22 protein-coding genes are annotated in these 16,575 nt (G+C 39.2%); 10 read left to right on the top strand and 12 right to left on the bottom strand.

The genetic code is table 11. The features are described from left to right. Positions 1–314: 314 nt before the first annotated feature. The 3 genes from M1P97_RS25035 to M1P97_RS25045 all read left to right on the top strand — a co-directional run bounded on the left by M1P97_RS25035 (position 315) and on the right by M1P97_RS25045 (position 2,340). Positions 315–1,169, top strand: coding sequence for a helix-turn-helix transcriptional regulator (locus tag M1P97_RS25035; RefSeq protein ID WP_249390490.1), 855 nt, complete (start codon positions 315–317; stop codon positions 1,167–1,169). Positions 1,170–1,246: 77 nt separating this feature from the next. Beyond that, positions 1,247–1,990, top strand: a complete 744-nt coding sequence (locus M1P97_RS25040; RefSeq protein WP_195373259.1) for an alpha/beta hydrolase — start codon at positions 1,247–1,249, stop codon at positions 1,988–1,990. Between the two features lie 92 nt (positions 1,991–2,082). After that, on the top strand, positions 2,083–2,340 hold the full coding sequence (locus tag M1P97_RS25045) for a hypothetical protein (protein WP_129732118.1): 258 nt from the start codon (positions 2,083–2,085) through the stop codon (positions 2,338–2,340). 74 nt (positions 2,341–2,414) lie between these two features. Here the strand turns inward: M1P97_RS25045 and M1P97_RS25050 are convergent, their stop codons facing one another. After that, positions 2,415–2,723, bottom strand: coding sequence for a hypothetical protein (locus tag M1P97_RS25050; RefSeq protein ID WP_249390491.1), 309 nt, complete (start codon positions 2,721–2,723; stop codon positions 2,415–2,417). Positions 2,724–2,978: 255 nt separating this feature from the next. Between M1P97_RS25050 and M1P97_RS25055 the strand changes: the two genes are divergently transcribed. Together M1P97_RS25055 and M1P97_RS25060 are read left to right on the top strand one after the other, a co-directional pair. Further along, complete coding sequence (locus tag M1P97_RS25055) at positions 2,979–3,269, top strand: DUF202 domain-containing protein (protein ID WP_229058540.1); 291 nt, start codon at positions 2,979–2,981, stop codon at positions 3,267–3,269. 61 nt (positions 3,270–3,330) lie between these two features. Next, entirely contained in the window at positions 3,331–3,873 is a 543-nt protein-coding gene (locus M1P97_RS25060) for a DNA-3-methyladenine glycosylase (protein ID WP_249390492.1), read from the top strand. Positions 3,874–4,088: 215 nt separating this feature from the next. On the opposite strand, the gene M1P97_RS25065 is transcribed toward M1P97_RS25060, so the two are convergent. The 5 genes from M1P97_RS25065 to M1P97_RS25085 all read right to left on the bottom strand — a co-directional run bounded on the left by M1P97_RS25065 (position 4,089) and on the right by M1P97_RS25085 (position 8,776). Next, on the bottom strand, positions 4,089–5,150 hold the full coding sequence (locus M1P97_RS25065) for a reverse transcriptase family protein (protein ID WP_249390493.1): 1,062 nt from the start codon (positions 5,148–5,150) through the stop codon (positions 4,089–4,091). A 149-nt stretch (positions 5,151–5,299) separates the two neighbouring features. After that, positions 5,300–5,686, bottom strand: coding sequence for a type 1 glutamine amidotransferase family protein (locus tag M1P97_RS25070; protein ID WP_249390494.1), 387 nt, complete (start codon positions 5,684–5,686; stop codon positions 5,300–5,302). Further along, complete coding sequence (locus M1P97_RS25075; RefSeq protein ID WP_249390495.1) at positions 5,676–6,521, bottom strand: uracil phosphoribosyltransferase; 846 nt, start codon at positions 6,519–6,521, stop codon at positions 5,676–5,678. Before M1P97_RS25075 ends, M1P97_RS25070 begins: the two co-directional genes overlap by 11 nt. Positions 6,522–6,525: 4 nt before the next feature. Further along, positions 6,526–7,902 (bottom strand): ATP-binding protein, encoded by a 1,377-nt coding sequence (locus M1P97_RS25080; protein ID WP_249390496.1) that lies wholly within the window; start codon positions 7,900–7,902, stop codon positions 6,526–6,528. A gap of 67 nt (positions 7,903–7,969) precedes the next feature. Beyond that, positions 7,970–8,776, bottom strand: coding sequence for a LuxR C-terminal-related transcriptional regulator (locus M1P97_RS25085; RefSeq protein WP_249390497.1), 807 nt, complete (start codon positions 8,774–8,776; stop codon positions 7,970–7,972). A gap of 153 nt (positions 8,777–8,929) precedes the next feature. On the opposite strand from M1P97_RS25085, the gene M1P97_RS25090 reads away from it, so the two are divergent. From M1P97_RS25090 to M1P97_RS25100, 3 genes are all read left to right on the top strand, one after another. Continuing rightward, the gene (locus M1P97_RS25090) at positions 8,930–9,421 is read left to right on the top strand and encodes a hypothetical protein (RefSeq protein WP_249390498.1); all 492 of its coding nucleotides are present in this window, start codon (positions 8,930–8,932) and stop codon (positions 9,419–9,421) included. Between the two features lie 29 nt (positions 9,422–9,450). Beyond that, a complete protein-coding gene (locus tag M1P97_RS25095) occupies positions 9,451–10,092 on the top strand; it encodes an RteC domain-containing protein (protein WP_249390499.1) in 642 nt (213 codons plus the stop codon). 148 nt (positions 10,093–10,240) lie between these two features. Beyond that, positions 10,241–10,573 carry a helix-turn-helix domain-containing protein gene (locus M1P97_RS25100; RefSeq protein WP_005645903.1) on the top strand — a complete coding sequence of 111 codons (333 nt, stop codon included), beginning with the start codon at positions 10,241–10,243 and terminating at the stop codon, positions 10,571–10,573. A gap of 41 nt (positions 10,574–10,614) precedes the next feature. Here the strand turns inward: M1P97_RS25100 and M1P97_RS25105 are convergent, their stop codons facing one another. The 6 genes from M1P97_RS25105 to M1P97_RS25130 form a co-directional block, all read right to left on the bottom strand. Then, positions 10,615–11,340, bottom strand: a complete 726-nt coding sequence (locus tag M1P97_RS25105) for a hypothetical protein (protein ID WP_249390500.1) — start codon at positions 11,338–11,340, stop codon at positions 10,615–10,617. Between the two features lie 4 nt (positions 11,341–11,344). Then, positions 11,345–12,268 carry a relaxase/mobilization nuclease domain-containing protein gene (locus M1P97_RS25110; RefSeq protein ID WP_249390501.1) on the bottom strand — a complete coding sequence of 308 codons (924 nt, stop codon included), beginning with the start codon at positions 12,266–12,268 and terminating at the stop codon, positions 11,345–11,347. Next, complete coding sequence (locus M1P97_RS25115; protein WP_249390502.1) at positions 12,234–12,617, bottom strand: MobC family plasmid mobilization relaxosome protein; 384 nt, start codon at positions 12,615–12,617, stop codon at positions 12,234–12,236. Before M1P97_RS25115 ends, M1P97_RS25110 begins: the two co-directional genes overlap by 35 nt. A gap of 155 nt (positions 12,618–12,772) precedes the next feature. Next, positions 12,773–13,753 (bottom strand): toprim domain-containing protein, encoded by a 981-nt coding sequence (locus M1P97_RS25120; protein ID WP_249390503.1) that lies wholly within the window; start codon positions 13,751–13,753, stop codon positions 12,773–12,775. Between the two features lie 334 nt (positions 13,754–14,087). Further along, on the bottom strand, positions 14,088–15,320 hold the full coding sequence (locus tag M1P97_RS25125) for a VapE domain-containing protein (protein WP_249390504.1): 1,233 nt from the start codon (positions 15,318–15,320) through the stop codon (positions 14,088–14,090). Beyond that, positions 15,301–15,609 (bottom strand): helix-turn-helix domain-containing protein, encoded by a 309-nt coding sequence (locus M1P97_RS25130; RefSeq protein WP_008657135.1) that lies wholly within the window; start codon positions 15,607–15,609, stop codon positions 15,301–15,303. The genes M1P97_RS25125 and M1P97_RS25130 overlap by 20 nt, the downstream gene beginning before the upstream one ends. Positions 15,610–15,948: 339 nt before the next feature. On the opposite strand from M1P97_RS25130, the gene M1P97_RS25135 reads away from it, so the two are divergent. After that, the gene (locus M1P97_RS25135; protein ID WP_008657134.1) at positions 15,949–16,236 is read left to right on the top strand and encodes a helix-turn-helix domain-containing protein; all 288 of its coding nucleotides are present in this window, start codon (positions 15,949–15,951) and stop codon (positions 16,234–16,236) included. Positions 16,237–16,240: 4 nt separating this feature from the next. Further along, positions 16,241–16,522, top strand: a complete 282-nt coding sequence (locus M1P97_RS25140) for a helix-turn-helix domain-containing protein (protein WP_249390505.1) — start codon at positions 16,241–16,243, stop codon at positions 16,520–16,522. Positions 16,523–16,575: the final 53 nt, after the last annotated feature.

Here is a 16,575-nt window from a genome sequence, read left to right on the forward strand (position 1 = left end):
GGGATGCAGCTTTTTCAGAATGCGTAAAAGCTGCATCTCTGTTTTGTTGAAAATCATTTGGATACATACCTCTGAAATAACTAATTAAGTTTAATGCAAGTCAGTAATTTATTAGGCTGTATTAGACTGGTGGATATGTAAACATTAACGGCGAAAATGTGTGTCGTTTATAGTGTAAAAGATTATACTTTTGCTTCATGTAATGAATATAATGCCTTTTATACTGTAAATGGAAGACCCGGCCGTTAATGCTATCCTCGATGGATATGCATGAGAAAAACACTAATGTTAGAATTTTTAAAATAGGGGGTGTAATGATAAAATTACTTTATTTGGAAGAGCATGTATCTTGCAGGGAATATTCTCCGAATATTTTAGTCGGGTTTAAGCATCGGATATTAAATGAGGAAAACGATCTGAGAGAACAAGATAGGGATTATCATCATTTGATTTTTTTTCTGGAAGGAGAAGCCGTCATTTGTTGTAATGAACAGAGAAATAAGATAATCAGATCGGGAGAGTTTATTCTGATACCTAAATCCGCTGATTTTTCATGCAGGATATTGTCTGCATCGAATGTTGTTATATTTACATTTGACCGTTTCCCTGGGGCTTGTAATAAAATGGAACTTCAATCCCTGGCTCCCCTGTGTAATAAGATACAGTATGATTTTGAACCAATTGTGATCTATCCTCCCTTGAAGTCTTTTCTGAATACGCTGATCGAATACATGGAGTGTCAAATGAATTGCAAACATCTACATGAGATAAAGTCGTTGGAACTGTTTTTGCTGCTTCGTGGTTTTTATAAGAAAGAAGAGTTGGCTTATTTGTTCCATCCGATTGTTGGGAAGTCGCTGGATTTCCGTTCGCTTATACTGGAAAATTATCTGAAGGTAGATCATGTGGATGATCTGGCAAAGATAGCGGGGATGGGACGTACGAATTTCAATAATAAGTTTCGGGAAGAGTTTGGCTTATCTCCCCACCAATGGATTTTGAAACAGAAAGCAAAGCATGTCCGTTTCAAACTAGCTGAGCCGGGGAATACCTTGAGCGATATAATGAGGCTCTACAAGTTTAATTCGGCTACCCATTTTACTCGTTTTTGTAAGCAACAGTTTGGTTGTACTCCCTCCGAACTTCTACGTCAGTTAAAATCGGAATAATAATCTTATTAGCTGGAAATATGGGGCTTTTGAACAAAATGGTTATCTTTATGCTTATATAAAGAGTAAAAAACTATATGGAAGAAAATAAAGCGTCATCACCCGGGATATGGAAACGTTTATCATCATTGATAAATTGGTTTTCGAAAAAGGAGGTAAAAGATATCAATGTCTATTTTATTTCCGGGATGTGCTATAATTGCAAGGTCTTCGATAAACTGCGTCTTCCCAAAGGATTTAAGAAAGTATATATCGAGTGGTATATTCCCAGACCTGATGAGACACTATCAGAATATGCCCGTACAATGGCGAAAGCCATAGATGCGACTTCTCCTTTTATCCTGATAGGTTATTCTTTTGGTGCAGTGATTATGCAGGAGATGACTCTTTTCCTGAAACCTTCGAAATGTGTTATCATTTCTTCCTTTAAAAGTAAAAAGGAAATCCCGATCCTCTTTCAGGCAGTCAGGAAAGTAAACCTGATGGAATTTATGCCTAAGCGACTTTTTTCTTCCACCGATTTTATAACAAATGCTTTCAACCGACTAGTTTATAATGCCTCCAATTCAGATCTGGCAGAATATATGACTGTAACAGATCCTGTCTATATAAAATGGGCTCTTGAACAGATTACCGATTGGATACCAGACAATAAGAGTGAACACTTGTATCATATTCATGGTACGGCTGATCAGATATTTCCTTATGACCGGTTGGAAAATGTATTTCCTGTTGAGGGAGGAGATCATTTGATGTTAGTAAAGAAAGCCGGTACTGTCAACTCCATACTCGATAGTATCCTATTGCGCAAAGAAGATTAGCAACTGTTTTAGTAGGTTAAATAGTAGTCTGCACGTAATCTTTATAGCCGTGAAGCTGGTTATTAGGGAACAAATCCCCTAGATGAATGATTATGATAAAAGAATCCAACGACAGATTAACAACAGAAGAACGTAAGGAACTTCCTTCGTCTGATTTCGGACTTCCTGAAACCCGTGAGTTTCCTATGCCTGATGGTGTCCATGTACGGGCAGCCGAGGCTTATTTCAGATATGCACCGGAAGATAAAAAGCCATTGCTGGCTTACCGTATCCTGCAAAAAGCACGGGAGTTTGGTGTGGATGTAGAAAGCCCGGTGATACATAGCTGGGCAGAACGCTATGAAAGCTGAGATAAATAAATGTCCGGACTCCTCTCAGAAATCCGGACATTATTTTAACCGCTAAAAACTTTAGTTGTTTTTATTTATTTTACTTCTTCTCCTTTGTCGTTAAAGATAACAGTGCTTTCTGTTCCTTCTGCTGAGGTGATAACCAGTTTGTACGTTTTTGCCCCATCCTTTTCTGCAACAGAAGCTTCTTTAATTGTTTGTCCTTCATAGGCTTTTTCTACAGCAGCCTTTACCGCATCGGGGACTTCTGATACTTCAATCTTAGTATATTCATCTTGTGTAGACAGGCAACATGCTACTGAATCAACACTTGTTTCTGCAGCGAATGCACTGAAACTACCAACTCCCATCATCATTGCCATTGCGACTAATACCTTTTTCATGACTTTAATTTTTAAATTAAACAATCTTTATAACTAATACACTTAGTATAATCCAATATGTGTGCCAGAAAAATGCATGACGGGTTATGTTGTTGTATATCATAGGTATTATTGCTTTGTGCCCTTATGCCGAAACTGGGGTGGGGTGTGGATAATTGTGGGAATGTGATGAAAATTTCCTCAACAACATCTCTTATTTGTCTGTTTTGGATATATAGCTTACAGTAAAAATTGAAAGAGAAAATGGCAGATAACATGGAGAAGTTAAAAAATCATGAGGAAATTATTTTAAGAGATTTTCTTGCACTTGAAAGAACCAGATTGGCTAATGAGCGGACGCTCTTTTCTTATATACGTACTTCTTTATACCTTTTGACGGTGGGAATGGGGATATTTGAGATCGAAATTATCCAGCATCTGAGAATGGTGGCATGGATCTGTTTAGTTTCAGGTATAATCCTGTTTATTGTAGGAATTTATAGGTATTATCATTTAAAGAAGTATTTGAAATCGTATATTACTGAAAATACGGAATCTCAGTCATAGGTATTTCATCAATACGTAAATCGTTTTGGAATAGTATATTTGCAACAGTAATAAAAATATTATGGGAAAGAAATTATCAGCTCGATTCTTTCAGCGGGATGTTTTAGAGGTAGCTCCGGATTTGCTTGGAAAGATACTGGTGAGGAAATTTGATAGTGGCAATGAACATCGTTTTCGTATCACAGATGTGGAAGCATACCGTGGTGAAGAAGATAAAGCTTGTCATGCCTCCAGAGGTCGTACGGCTCATACGGAATTGTTATATGGTGAAGGAGGTAAAATTTATGTTTACCTGATTTATGGAATGTACTGGCTACTGAATTTTGTGACAGGAGATAAAGATAAACCACAGGGAGTGATGGTACGTGCAGTCGAAGGAATATATGGTCCAGGAAGGGTCGGTAGGGCGCTTAAGCTGGATCGTTCTTTTCGTGGAATATCTGTCGAAAGTGAGATATTGTGGGTAGAAGATTCGGGTGAAAAGCCTGAATATGTTACTGTTCCCCGTGTAGGCATTGATTATGCACAGGAGTGGAAAGATATCGAATGGCGTTTTATTATAAAAGATCAGGTAACAGAAATTAAAAGCAGCCGGGATATATGAAAAAAGCAGTTACAAATAAATGTAACTGCTTGATTTTTAGTGGTGCCACCAGCAACCGAAAGTCGGTTTGTATGGCACTATTTCTCAATAAGTTATATCTTTATCACGATGTTAGTCCCTTGAATAAGGTTTTCACAGCTTTGCACCGTTCGACATCAGTTTGTATCTTGGGTACGATTTCTGAATGCAAAGATACATAAATATATTTAAGAAAATTACTTGTTTTGGCTTTTAGTATATGTTTGGAGAAGATTCTTTAAATATTCCATATATTTATGCGCTTCTTTATCGTATTTATTTATTTGTATAATATAGTTGGTTTTTCCTAATAAATGATATAAATATACTAATGGAGGCTGTGAATAATTGATTCTATTTAGGTGGTTCTCTAAACCGTATTTTATTATATAATATATTTCTTGACGTAGTTTGTTCCTGTATAAGCGGGGAACTTGTATTTTTTTATTAACAACTATTCCTGTAACTTGTTGGGATCTACCTTGTGAAATAACTTTTGTTTTCTTTTGATTGATAGAGAATCCAAATCTATTTAATATATTCGTTGTGAAAGAAATAAGTAATCCTACATTAATATCTCCGGAAAAAGACAGGTCATCAGCATATCTTGTATACATTATTTTATGCTCTTTGCAGAAATCAAATATTTTAGAATCGATCTTATTAAAGATCAAATTAGAGAGCATTGGACTTGTTGGAGCTCCTTGCGGTAGACTATTCTGTAACGTACATAAGTTGCTTAACAAGGTTGATACAGATTTATTATATCCTAAATGCCTAAATATGGAATATACTTTTTTATATGATATCATTCCAAAAAAATCAACTATGTCTAAACAGACAAGTATTTTTTTGTCTTTGTGGAATCGAGCATTTTCTCGTATATTACGTTTGCTTATATAAGCTTTTGCTACAGGAGATACAAATTTTTCAACAGAGTTATTAAGAATTTCTGTTAAAATCCAATTTTGCATTTCTTTTAAGCTAGGAAATGGCTCATCTATGGTGCGAAACTTGCCGTTTTTTTTAGGTATGGTATATTCTTTATAAAAAGAATAAGGTGAATTACACACTTTAAGTATATAATCATAATCATAACCTACTAATTTTGAAAAATGAAGCTGATCAAAAATAATAGGAAGATTTTGTGTGTTAAGCTTTTCTGCATAGTTCAAATAATAAGTTATTTCTTCAGGAGAAAAACCTAACATTTTTGCTTCTATTGAAAAATTGCTTGCATATTTACTAAAATCAATCATAAATGTAAAATTAAGAAAGAGAGCTTTTTACTTAATTATCTTCAGATTACTTGTAATCTGACGGCAAACAAGCTATGCTTGTGCAGCCGAAAGTTAGATATAAAAATCTGCTTTCTCCTGAAAGCAGATTTTTATATCTAACTTTCAGGCTAGAAAGGGAGTTCATTGTCGATTGATGACTCATCAATCTTCACATTTTCATGTGACAAACTAAAAAGCTCTGCTTTCTTAACTTTCCGCAAAGGTATATAAATATTTTCAATATTCATCTTTGTGCACCTATTTTCTAAACATGGAGATATATATTTATATAATCCTTTTCGTTTTAGTTCTTTATTTAATAGATCTAAATAGGCTTCTCCCTTTTGAGTTAGTACAAGCTGGTTCTTAGTTGTTGTTGTTATTTTTTCTCTATCAAACTCTCTTAACATATTGATTATGGTTTTATGGTCACATCCATTTATTAAAAGATGGTTGATATCTCCGTTGAATTTTATTATCTGTAATAATAGAATGATTATCTCTTTATCTTTCATATGGCGCATTTTTTTTTGTATACCAATATATCGGAAAAGTATTATTTGGACATCTTTCCATACACACTAAAGCTTCTGATTGTTCATATCCAAATTTAAATTCAGGTTTTAGTTTCTTAAGTTGAGATTCTATCTCATTCATGTATTGTCTAGCTTCAACAAGGGCATCTCCCATATATTTGTCAGAGATCCCTTTCTTTATTATATGCGTTGTGTATACTTTTACTCCAAAACTAGATAAAAGATGAATACCTTCTTCTTGGGCAACAATTGATAGAACTGCTATTTGAGCATTATCCTTAAGATAAGGTAACTCTTTTCTGGCATAATTTACTGCATCTATAGCAGTTTTTCCCGTACCGATAAAATCATCAACTAGGACTATCATTTTATTTTGAAAAGATGTTATCTGCTTTAAACTTGAGAAGTCGTTAATTACACTAATTGATATATTTTTGAAATCCACTTTTTGTTTTAATGTTGTTCCTTTGAATTTATATAGTACAGTTGCTGAACTTTTAATATGACCTTGTTCGTCTTCAGGTAAACAGCATGTGAAATATAAGGTGTTTTTAGGATAATCATCAATGAGATTACTAAAGGCAGGTATAAGATTATCTGTATAACAATCACCTGGTATATGTAAAAAATCTCTTGAAAGTTGCAGAAAAAAATTCTGCTGCTCATGATTTAGATCCTCTAAAGTTCTGTAATATCTCTCAAAGATTCCTGTATTAAATCCTTTGTCAATATCCCAGCCTTTGTATTCGAACAGTTGATATAGTTTAGAATAAGTATCTACTGTGATAGTACACTTTTTGGTTTCTTTTGTCATAATTTTATATCTGATTAATTAGATAATATCCACCTGTTTTTGGCGCACCTCTAAACTCAATTATTTTTTTATCATTAAGAGATTTAAGGTATCGTTTAGTCATTCGCAAGCTCTTAGATATTCTTTCAGCAATTTCAATAGCATTTAGTCCTTCCTCTTTTTTAATTAAGTTTAAAACGTGTTGTTCATTCTCATTTATAGTGCCATTTACAGTGCCATTTACAGTGCCATTGATGACACTGTTAGTTTTTCTTTTAAACACTACCGTAAACATCCCTTCCGTATGAAATTCCGGTTCGGGCAGATTCGCCTCTCTCATAGCTTCCTGCATACGGGGAATACCGGATGCAACTCTTTCAACCAAGTGCATACGGGTAAATAAACCGAAAATTAGCGGATTACGTGTCATACTTTTATGTCCGAAATCTTTAGCCACAACAGGTAGAAGTCCTCCGGGATTGGAAATCTCTACCCGGTCGTCAAACATTTCTATCATAATGCTTGCGCCTTGTTCGTAATAATCACGGTGCGACAGGGCGTTTATAATGGCTTCTTTAAATACGGTCAGAGGTATTTCCCAGATCTCCTCTCTTGGTCCTACACCCTCTATTTTATAAGCTACTTGCAGTTTGCTTTCCAGCCAAGACATAGCCTGTAAATATTGTTGGTACAATGAACCTCCGAAAGTTTTATCATCTATAATATAGACTTTATTTGTTCCCTTGAAAAGAACACATCTTGTAACAGCGTGTGGAAATTTTCTTTCAGGTTGTTTTCCGAAGAACATCGCTGCTCCGTTCTTTGCCGTTCCATTTTCGGTAAACAGTTCCAAGTTCTCAAATATTTGTTTGTCGGGTGTGGACGGACTTAGTTTTGCTTCTGTTCGAAAGTCTTTAATCATTTGTTCGTCTGCATCCGTGTAGATATTGAACCAATGACAGGGTATATGGTCGAAAAAGATTTTGTTACACTCCTGAAAGAAGCTACGCATTTCTTCGGCTGTGCGAAGTTTCTGTGAGTTTGCCCCCTCACGCACATAGATAGAGCAGGAAAATATATAAGGTTTATCTTTGCCGGACGGAACATCAATTACCCAAACAGTTTTATTCCCAACATTTACGGAATACAATTCACAGTGGAGTGCAGGAGATATTTCGCTGATAGAACCTTGAATGGCAGAACGTTTATCGTTTTCTAAATTAGTATCTACTACTTGCCCGTTATCATCTACTCCAATAAGCAAATATCCTCCGTCTGCATTGGCGAAAGCACATATTTCCTCTGTCAGTTCACGAACTTTTGAAGGAACACGGACTTTAAATTCCACATTGTAGCTTTCTCCGCTATCAATGAGTGATTGTATGTTTTCTGTATTTAACATGAACTTTTATAATAGTGCCACAAAAATAGTTATTTGTTACGATTGTAAGTTGTTAGTTTCATTTTATTTATGGCAAAACACCCCTCTTCTCGCTTTTATCAATGCTGCATTTATTGAACAAGCCCAGTCTTTGAGCGAAGTTGACAGCTTCAATCGTATTGTTAGCTTTTAATTTTTGTAATATATTCTGTCTATGACTATTCACTGTATTAATGCTAACTTTTAATGCCTCTGCTATCTCTTTACTTAATAAGCCTTTCTTCATAAATCGTAAAACATCTAATTCCCGGTTTGTCAAAGGTTTATCCAGTGTGTCAGATAAATCTATAAATATCTGCTCTCCAGTTTTAAAGTTATATAGGTGGCTTTTAATAATTTCCGATTCATGGCTTGCATCAACATCAATAACCGATAGCATAAGCCAAATATTTCCTGATTTATCTAACTCAAGAACTTGTTCTTGTTCTATTATGCGTATGTATTCACCCCGCATATTTCTTATCCTCATTTCATGAATGGCTTTATAGTTCCTCTTTTCTTCATTGGAGAATGAGCGTAATATCGAATAGATTTTCTTTCTTACAAGTACCCCATAATCTATATCGTCCGGATGTATAACCTCAATAACTGGCTGATGTCCATGAATAAACAACCTACGGGAGTCAAGTCCATATAGTTTAGGAATATTATCAGAAACAAAAACGAATTTATTAGTGTAGCAATCAAATACCAATACGATACTATGCGTAACTTCTGAAAGTTTAATCCAGTCATTTTTCCTCTTTTCAAGAGTGGAATAATCAATTTCATCGAACTCTATGCTTGATGTTGGTAGTATATTTATGACTTTCTTTTCTATTTCATTAATTATCATGCTCGCTATGACGTTTATTGTTAAATAGTTAGGTTGCATCTCATTATAAATGACTATTGTCTTTAGAGTATCTTACATCTAACTTTGCACAAAGTTAATAAAAAGAGCATAAGTGTAAGGTTAATAGATGTTTAATGTTTTAATTATTCCTATATGATAAAAAAGATTTGTTTAGTGACACGGAGAGGTAAAAGAGTTATGGGGCGCAAAGTTGTAGTGACATCAGTATTTGAAACTGACATTGAAAATATTTGGCGCAAGATTCAAGATATTGAAACGCTAAGGGAACTTTGTAAACCCAAAGCAAGTTTTATATCTTATGGCAATATTCCTCCTGTTTGGAAAGAGGGGGAAACATTTTATTTTAAGATGTTTCTTCATCGATTTATTCCTATTGGAAAACATACAATCAACGTAATTAAGATTGATAAAAAAACAAGAGAAATAGTTTCAAATGAGTATAATAAAAGAGTAACTATATGGAATCATTATATTCAAATGGAAAAGATTACCGAAAATGTTACAAGATATACCGATAGTGTTGAATTGTATGCTGGTTATCTAACCCCGCTTGTTGCTTGGTGGGCTCTTAAATTTTATAAACACAGACAAAAGAAATGGCAGAAAATTGCAAAGAACTTATAAAATGTTCACGATAGCTACTTAAGTTAATTATGGCAAACTGGAATTTAGCAGAAAAACAGATATATAAATTATTAAAACATCCTTTCCAAAAGGAAAAATCTGATATAGAAGCTATTACTGCTGCATATCTTGAATTTGTAGAAGAATTGTTCGATTACCTTAATAAAGAAAATGATAACAAAACACGTATTAGGCAATTAAATATGAGTTATATAGATTTTGGTACAATTAAGGCTTTAGAAGAAACTTCACCTACGGAAAATAGCAAGTTAAAAATTATATATCTTGACAAACTGTTATCTTTACTAAATATGGAGCAAGAACTAATCTATCGGCAAATGGAATACCCCAAATTTTTCATTAATATTGAATCAGATTGGAAATCTCCCTTTTATTTAAACAGTGAGGTAATTAAATTTATAGATATAATGGAATTAGTTTGTGGTATTTTTTATATCAAAAATGGTATTATTCGCATTGATAACAAGGATATTTTTCTAAGTGATATATCACGTATTTTTGAGAAAATGTTTAATATCAGTTTTGGTGATATATACAAAAAAGAAATAGCAGTTATTAAACGAAAACCTACTAAAATCACAGATTTTTTAGATAGGTTGAAATTAGCTATTATTAAAAAGAGTAAAGACAATGGCTACGATTGTTTTTAAATATTTTTATTTGATAATCAATGAGATATAAATAATTTATAGGGGAGTGGATGTACCATTCCCTTATTTTCTTTGCTCTCGTTTTCTGAACTTTGCTTCATCAATCGATTGACAAACCATAATGTATAATCAGAAAAATGAAGCAATCATGTATATAGACAATGACGATTTCAGCGTATGGATGCAGAAGCTGTACGCCAAACTGGAAGAACTCTGCAAGGATGTACGCGTACTGCGCAATGCCGACAGGGTACTGCCCGAAGATGACAACCTGCTGGATAATCAGGACTTGTGCCTGCTGTTCAAAGTGAGTATCAAGACCCTGCAACGCTACCGGGCTATCGGTGCGCTGCCATACTTCACAATCAGCGGAAAAGTGTACTACAAGGCTTCCGATGTCCGGGAGTTCATCAAGGAACGGTTCAGCGTTACCACGCTACGCCAGTTCGAGAAAGAACACTGCACGAAGAAAAAGAAGTGAATTTGAAAGCCGGGGCGGTTCTGCTCCGGCTTTGCTTTGGTTTATGGTTTGCCCAACTTATCGGCTTTCTCCTTTAGCTGCTCGGCTTGCTCGTTTAACAGCCTTGCCCGTTCCAACGCTTCCGCCTGTTTCCTGCTACGGTATTCAAAGCCTTTCACCGAATCGGTCAGGCTTCGGATGAAAGCGTTATCCCGTTCCCGGCTGAACTTCGTTTCCAGCAAATCAAGGCTGCTGCCGTCTGCTTTTCCTTTCATCAGGATATAGCGGTATTTCATATCATTGTCCTGTAACCGTTGCATTTTTTGTACAAAACGTACATTTAACACAAGCGACACAAGACAAATGATTATCCCTGCTGAAAGAAGAAAGAACTTAGGTTTCAAATAGGGAGTTACCCGGTATATCAGTTTGCCGTACCATGAAACGGGTGTTGTTTCCCCGGGCGTTGTATCATCAGCCGAGAACAACACCTTTAACCGTTCCTTGAAATATCGGTGCGAGGTCACGATAAGCCCCTTTATATCTTCAAGGTCTTGTTTTGGGTTCTCGGACTGTCCTTTTCCGATACTGCCGATTTGGTTCAGAATTTCCTGCACCATGTTTTCAGTAATGCCGGATTTACCTTGCATTTCCGAAATGCGCTGTTCGATAACGTCCAGCCTATTAATCGTTTCCTCCCGGCTGGCTGGCGTTACCTGCTTCTCCTGCCGTTCTTTCAGTTCCGTGACTATAGAGAGAAGCCCCTCCAAAATTAAATTATCTTCCATGTTCCTATAATTTTAAGTGTCGTTTCTTTTTCCTCTTTTTTCTTTCACCGGGATTGTCGGGCGTTTCATCAGCCGGAGAGGACGGGGCGGAGAACAGACCACCCAAACCAGCCAGTAACGGACTGTCGGCTTTAAACGGTGTCCGTGTTGGTTCTTGAACAGGTGCAAAAATCGTTTGTCGGTTGCTTTCGGTGGTATTCAACCCCGCATTCCCGAAACATTTATCCAGCTTGGAGAAACTGAAACTGCGGTCTATCTCCGAACCCTTGAACGTGTATTCGCCTTTGGAAAAGGATATGCCCCGCACTTCGCCAGTCTGTCCCCTGTACTTGAAATGAATCCCGATACCCTTTTCTGCCAGCCGGGTTTGTAACTGCTGCCAGTTCTTGGACTTCCCGATTTCATTCTTTACAGCGTTGAAAATCTCGTATTTGGATTTGTCCGGTTCTCTTAAACGGTGCTGCTTTACATGCTCCTTACCTTTAGCGAAATAAAGTCCGTGTTTGGCTTTCAGCTTCTTGCATACCTGCTCGTTGCGATACATGTCGTTCCTGTCCGAAATGGTCTTGCCGTTGTTGTCTATACGGTTGAACACGATATGCACGTGCGGATGTTCCCGGTCTTGGTGGCGCACGATGATGTACTGCGTATCGGTGATTTTCATTTCACGCATGTACTCCTGCGCAAGCTGTACCATTTTCCCATCTGTCAGCTTGGGTGCGTCCACAGGGGAATAGTTTAGCGCAATATGTCCGACAGGCTTTTTCAGGTCGGGATTCATCCCGGCTTGCAGTATGAAACTGCGTATGATGTTCCGGTTGCTTTCGGCTAACACTCCCTCCGCATGAAGCAAGGCTGCCTGTTCCTTGCCGAGTACATAGTTCACACAGCCCTTAAAGCCGCTTCCCTTTTTTATTTTCCCAATCATCCGACAGTTGGTTTATGATTTCGACAATCCTGTTTTTGAGTTTCACCAGTTCCACCGCCACCAGTGCGAACCCTCCGGCATTCGCCCGGTGCGCCAATTGGTTGATGTTGTTGGCTTCGCCCGCAAGCTGGCGGATAGTGTCCGCATCCTGCCTGTTCAGCCGGGGCGTCACCTCTGCCGAAACGATCGCCTGCCGGACGTACTCGCTAACGTGCAACCCGGCTTCGGTGGCTCGCTTCCTGATTGCGTAGAACTGTAACTCGGTCAGTTTCGTGCTGACTACCTTTTGATATTTGTTTACTCGGTTCTTCGCCGGGCGACCTCCCGGTTTGTTCCTTGTCTCTGTCATGTGTTTTTGCTTTTAGGTGGTATCTTAAAAATTGCGACCAACGGGAGAAATTTTCTTTGCGTTTAGCAAAGCAAGGTGTTTCGGTAGACCGAAACATAACCTTGCTCTCCCTAATCACACAGCCTGCCGTCTGTTCATGCCGCCAGTCTTGCAGGTCACATCCTTAGTCCTCTCTTTCTTTTTTCACCCGGATTTTGTCTGTTATCCTGCTCCGGCTGGGGCTTGTCGGTAACTGTCAAGTCTTGGGATTGTTTCACTTTAAGGCTACGCAAATAGTCGTTCAGGTCATTGTGACCGCTGTACAGGTGTGATGCGTCACGTACACGCCATTTGTATTCCTGCCTTATGGCTTCAACCGCTTTCCTCCCGGCTTCGTCATTGTCAAGCATACAATGTATATGCCCGTAATCAGCCAACGGATATAAGGCTTTATCCGTGTTGGCGGTGGAGTTCAGGATAACGTAGTCCTGCCAGTCGGTGCAGGGCATATCCGGGCTTTTCTGTTGCCGGATAGTGAGGAACGAGAGGAAATCCAAAAATCCCTCGAACACGAAACAGGTATCTCTCGGCTCTCCCTGTTGCCGTATATGGGTGATGTCTTTCGATGTGCTGCCCTTGAAACGGGGATTGCGGAGTTCATAACCTCCTGAATCATTCCTGAACGCCAGCGCAAAATAAGGCTTTCCACCGATACGGTAATACATTTCCTGCACGTATGGGGCTGCCGTTCCGGGAGAAATCCCCCTTTCCTGCAAATAGCGCATGAGTGCCGGATTCTGTAACGGCTGTATTTTGCGTATTTCTATCGGGCTGGCTGCTTGCCTTTTCGTGTCCCTTTCGGGCAGGTCTTTCCCGTGAAAGGAAAAAGAGGCGGTGTTGCCCTGTTCCAGTCGGCAGATAGCGCCGTAGGCGTTGCACCCGTGCTGCTTCATCACAAGGTCGATGAGCGTCCCGCCCTCGCCAGTTCCGTAGTCACACCACAAATTGGCGTTGTAATCCACCTTGAAACTTGGCGTGTTGTCCTCCCGTAAGGGGCTGCGGTACATTCCGTAATTCCCTTTTTCCGTGACGGGCTGGATTCCCAAAGAGTTCAGGTAGTCTTTGATACTGATATTGTTGGCTTCCTTGTAGGTCATAATCTTTATTTTTTGATGTTGATAAATTGCAGTAGCACAGTAAGAAGTCAGTAAGAAGAAAAGTTACTATGTTTCTGCGCATAATTCTTTTTCTTTCAGCGGATTATCCCTTATGCAGTAAGATAAGTAAGTTCTTTCTTCAAAAGAAGATAGAAATATAACCTTGATATTTTCTGCGTTTTTTCTTTTTCCAAACTTTTCCAAAAGTTTACGGTTTTATCTTACTGCTTACTGTGTCACTGTTAAATGTTTGATATACAGACTATAAAGTAAAAACGCATCTTACTGTGGCGGTTACTGCGTTGCAGTAATAACCAATCGTAAAATGACCGTGCTAACCGTAATCGTCATTTGTAGAGGATGCCGGGACTGGCTTTATTCTGTACCCATATACCGAATAATTCTGTTTGTTGATGCGTTTCTGTACCCGTTTGAACCCGGCTTTACGCAACGCTTCCCCCAGCCGTTTTTCAGATAGCTGCATGGCGCATATATCCCGTAAACGTGCCAGTATTTGCGCTGTTGTCATAAAAAAATGGGGTTCTTCTTCCTCTGTCGGCTTCTCAAAATATTGCGTCAGCATTTCAAACTCGATTGTCTGCACCTCAAATTCCGCATTGTTCAGGTGCAGTTCTCCAATCTCCGCATCATTGAACCAGTAGCGCACGCCCTGACGGTACAGGTACATGATTTCGGAATAGACGTTATCCATGTGAATACTTTCTGCCGTGGGCTTGTCTATGTGCAGGACTTCAAACGGCAAAAAACGCCTGCTGCCTGTCGGGTCGGTCAGGAACTCGTTGCCGTTCACCGAAGCCATGAAGCTGGCGAGGTGGGGGTATTCCTCTATGTAAACGTCATACGGTCTGCGGTATTTCACTGCCGGGGTGGTGATAAGGTTCTTCAAGGCGTTCTCGTTTTGCTTGTTGAGTTCCTTTAGCTGGTCGTCAATGTTGATGAACAGGTATTCGGCTATCAGTGTCAGGATGTCTTTGCCCTGCGGGTCTATCTTCCCGGTGAACAGGTAGTTCTTAAGCGGTGTCGGGCAAAGGTTGTCCAGCCACCACGATTTGAACTGTCCCTGCTTGTCCCCGGTCAATACCAGACAGGTATGGTTCTGACATCCCGTGTCGTTCATCGCGTTGGCTACCACACCGATAAGCCATTTCGTGAAATATTCCTCCCATTTGCCGGGGTTGGCTACCTGTACCGTGTTCAGGAGCCTGCCGATATGCCCGTGTTCGGTTGGATTAAGAAGCGGCAGGGCGTTGAAGTATTCCCGTATGGGATGTACCTTTCTTGCGAAATCGCTTTCCAGTATGGTACGGATGTTCTCGGCAGAGGTGACAATACAGGCGGTCGCATCCAGCCTGCGCCTGAACGAGTTCAGAACAAATTTTGTAACGGGCTGGTACAAGCCCGAAGGACTTGCAGCCCGGTATTCCGTCCGGCTCTTTACGGTATTGAACCGGAAATCGTACAGGACGTTCAACAGGCTTTCGATGCGCTTGTTCTTAGACTGCCAGCCCTCGATGTGCCGTGTATCATCACTTCTTTTCTTTTTCATCGGGAAGTCTGTTAGAAGCCGGGACATACTGCTGCTGCATCCACTTTTTGAGTTCCTCCATGTCGAAACGCAGGGTACGCCCACGCTTGACACACGGTATCAGTCCCTTGCTGGCTAAGTGGTACAGGTAATTGACCGAATACCCGGTTATGCCGCTGGCAACGGATATTTTGACTAACACAGGCTCTTTCCCGTCCTGCCGTTCTTCGGGCTGTGCGCCCATAACCGGGGCAATCATCTTTTCGATGTTCTCCAGCCGTTTGAAAATTTCTTCGAAAGGATTATTCATGAGTGCTTGTTTTTTGAATTAGCACCACAAATAAAATAAGAAAAATCGGTAAAAAACAAAGCGTCAGCCGTTTGGAATCGCTTTGCTGCGCTCTGCACCAAATTAATGTCGGCAAATAGAAAACGGCTTTGTGTTCATTACCTTACTTATTTAAGGAGTGGAGAAAAAACAGTTTTTTTGTTATCGGTTCGTTTCTTTCGTGTTGTTCTTGGGGTGGCGGTGGACATTTTCGGACACGCAAGGTCATTTTCGGACAGGAAGAAACAACCTGTCATTCAGTCTTATATATTTGCACCAGTGAAGAAAAACGGAGTATTGACAATAATAAATATATCGGTTATGGAAATAGTGACGATTGAAAAGAGAACCTTTGAACTTTGGAAACAGAGGTTTGAAAATTTTGTGGGGCGTGTGGATGCGCTCTGCGTGCCTTTACGCAGGAAGCGTGACAAGTGGCTGGATAACTGCGAGACCTGCCGTTTGCTGAATGTTTCAGCCCGGACGATGCAGACCTACCGTGATACGGGGAAACTGCCTTATTCGCAGATTAACAATAAGATTTATTACAAGGCTTCGGACGTGGAAACATTTCTGCTCAACCAAGTAAGGGACAATTCTAAAAAGTAGGCATATGGATTTGATAACGAAAGATTCCGATACTACGCTGGTACTGTTTTCCTCCCTTGACAGGGTGCTGGAAAACGTGGAGTACGTGGTAATGAACTATCGCCCTGTATTGAACGGTGAACACTACCTGACGGGCGAGGAAGTATGCAAGCGGCTTTGCATCAGCAAACGGACTTTGCAGGATTACAGGGACACGGGGCTGCTGGGGTACGTGCAGCTTCCGGGAAAAATCATCTACCGGGAAAGTGACATCATGGATTTGTTGGAAAGGTTCTATCAGAAATGAAATCTTGAAAACATGGAATCTTGTTTTCTTGTTTTCTTGCTGTCTTGAAATAT

This window comes from Parabacteroides leei, from assembly GCF_023369805.1.
Taxonomy (GTDB): domain Bacteria; phylum Bacteroidota; class Bacteroidia; order Bacteroidales; family Tannerellaceae; genus Parabacteroides; species Parabacteroides leei.

Coding starts and splice junctions, on each gene's coding strand:
- M1P97_RS25060 (WP_249390492.1), top strand. CDS start 3,331: ATGGGAAAGAAATTATCAGCTCGATTCTTTCAGCGGGATGTTTTAGAG.
- M1P97_RS25050 (WP_249390491.1), bottom strand. CDS start 2,723: ATGAAAAAGGTATTAGTCGCAATGGCAATGATGATGGGAGTTGGTAGT.
- M1P97_RS25130 (WP_008657135.1), bottom strand. CDS start 15,609: ATGAATAATCCTTTCGAAGAAATTTTCAAACGGCTGGAGAACATCGAA.
- M1P97_RS25080 (WP_249390496.1), bottom strand. CDS start 7,902: ATGTTAAATACAGAAAACATACAATCACTCATTGATAGCGGAGAAAGC.
- M1P97_RS25035 (WP_249390490.1), top strand. CDS start 315: ATGATAAAATTACTTTATTTGGAAGAGCATGTATCTTGCAGGGAATAT.
- M1P97_RS25135 (WP_008657134.1), top strand. CDS start 15,949: ATGGAAATAGTGACGATTGAAAAGAGAACCTTTGAACTTTGGAAACAG.
- M1P97_RS25140 (WP_249390505.1), top strand. CDS start 16,241: ATGGATTTGATAACGAAAGATTCCGATACTACGCTGGTACTGTTTTCC.
- M1P97_RS25090 (WP_249390498.1), top strand. CDS start 8,930: ATGATAAAAAAGATTTGTTTAGTGACACGGAGAGGTAAAAGAGTTATG.
- M1P97_RS25075 (WP_249390495.1), bottom strand. CDS start 6,521: ATGACAAAAGAAACCAAAAAGTGTACTATCACAGTAGATACTTATTCT.
- M1P97_RS25125 (WP_249390504.1), bottom strand. CDS start 15,320: ATGAAAAAGAAAAGAAGTGATGATACACGGCACATCGAGGGCTGGCAG.
- M1P97_RS25040 (WP_195373259.1), top strand. CDS start 1,247: ATGGAAGAAAATAAAGCGTCATCACCCGGGATATGGAAACGTTTATCA.
- M1P97_RS25105 (WP_249390500.1), bottom strand. CDS start 11,340: ATGGAAGATAATTTAATTTTGGAGGGGCTTCTCTCTATAGTCACGGAA.
- M1P97_RS25065 (WP_249390493.1), bottom strand. CDS start 5,150: ATGATTGATTTTAGTAAATATGCAAGCAATTTTTCAATAGAAGCAAAA.
- M1P97_RS25120 (WP_249390503.1), bottom strand. CDS start 13,753: ATGACCTACAAGGAAGCCAACAATATCAGTATCAAAGACTACCTGAAC.
- M1P97_RS25110 (WP_249390501.1), bottom strand. CDS start 12,268: ATGATTGGGAAAATAAAAAAGGGAAGCGGCTTTAAGGGCTGTGTGAAC.
- M1P97_RS25055 (WP_229058540.1), top strand. CDS start 2,979: ATGGAGAAGTTAAAAAATCATGAGGAAATTATTTTAAGAGATTTTCTT.
- M1P97_RS25115 (WP_249390502.1), bottom strand. CDS start 12,617: ATGACAGAGACAAGGAACAAACCGGGAGGTCGCCCGGCGAAGAACCGA.
- M1P97_RS25045 (WP_129732118.1), top strand. CDS start 2,083: ATGATAAAAGAATCCAACGACAGATTAACAACAGAAGAACGTAAGGAA.
- M1P97_RS25070 (WP_249390494.1), bottom strand. CDS start 5,686: ATGAAAGATAAAGAGATAATCATTCTATTATTACAGATAATAAAATTC.
- M1P97_RS25085 (WP_249390497.1), bottom strand. CDS start 8,776: ATGATAATTAATGAAATAGAAAAGAAAGTCATAAATATACTACCAACA.
- M1P97_RS25095 (WP_249390499.1), top strand. CDS start 9,451: ATGGCAAACTGGAATTTAGCAGAAAAACAGATATATAAATTATTAAAA.
- M1P97_RS25100 (WP_005645903.1), top strand. CDS start 10,241: ATGTATATAGACAATGACGATTTCAGCGTATGGATGCAGAAGCTGTAC.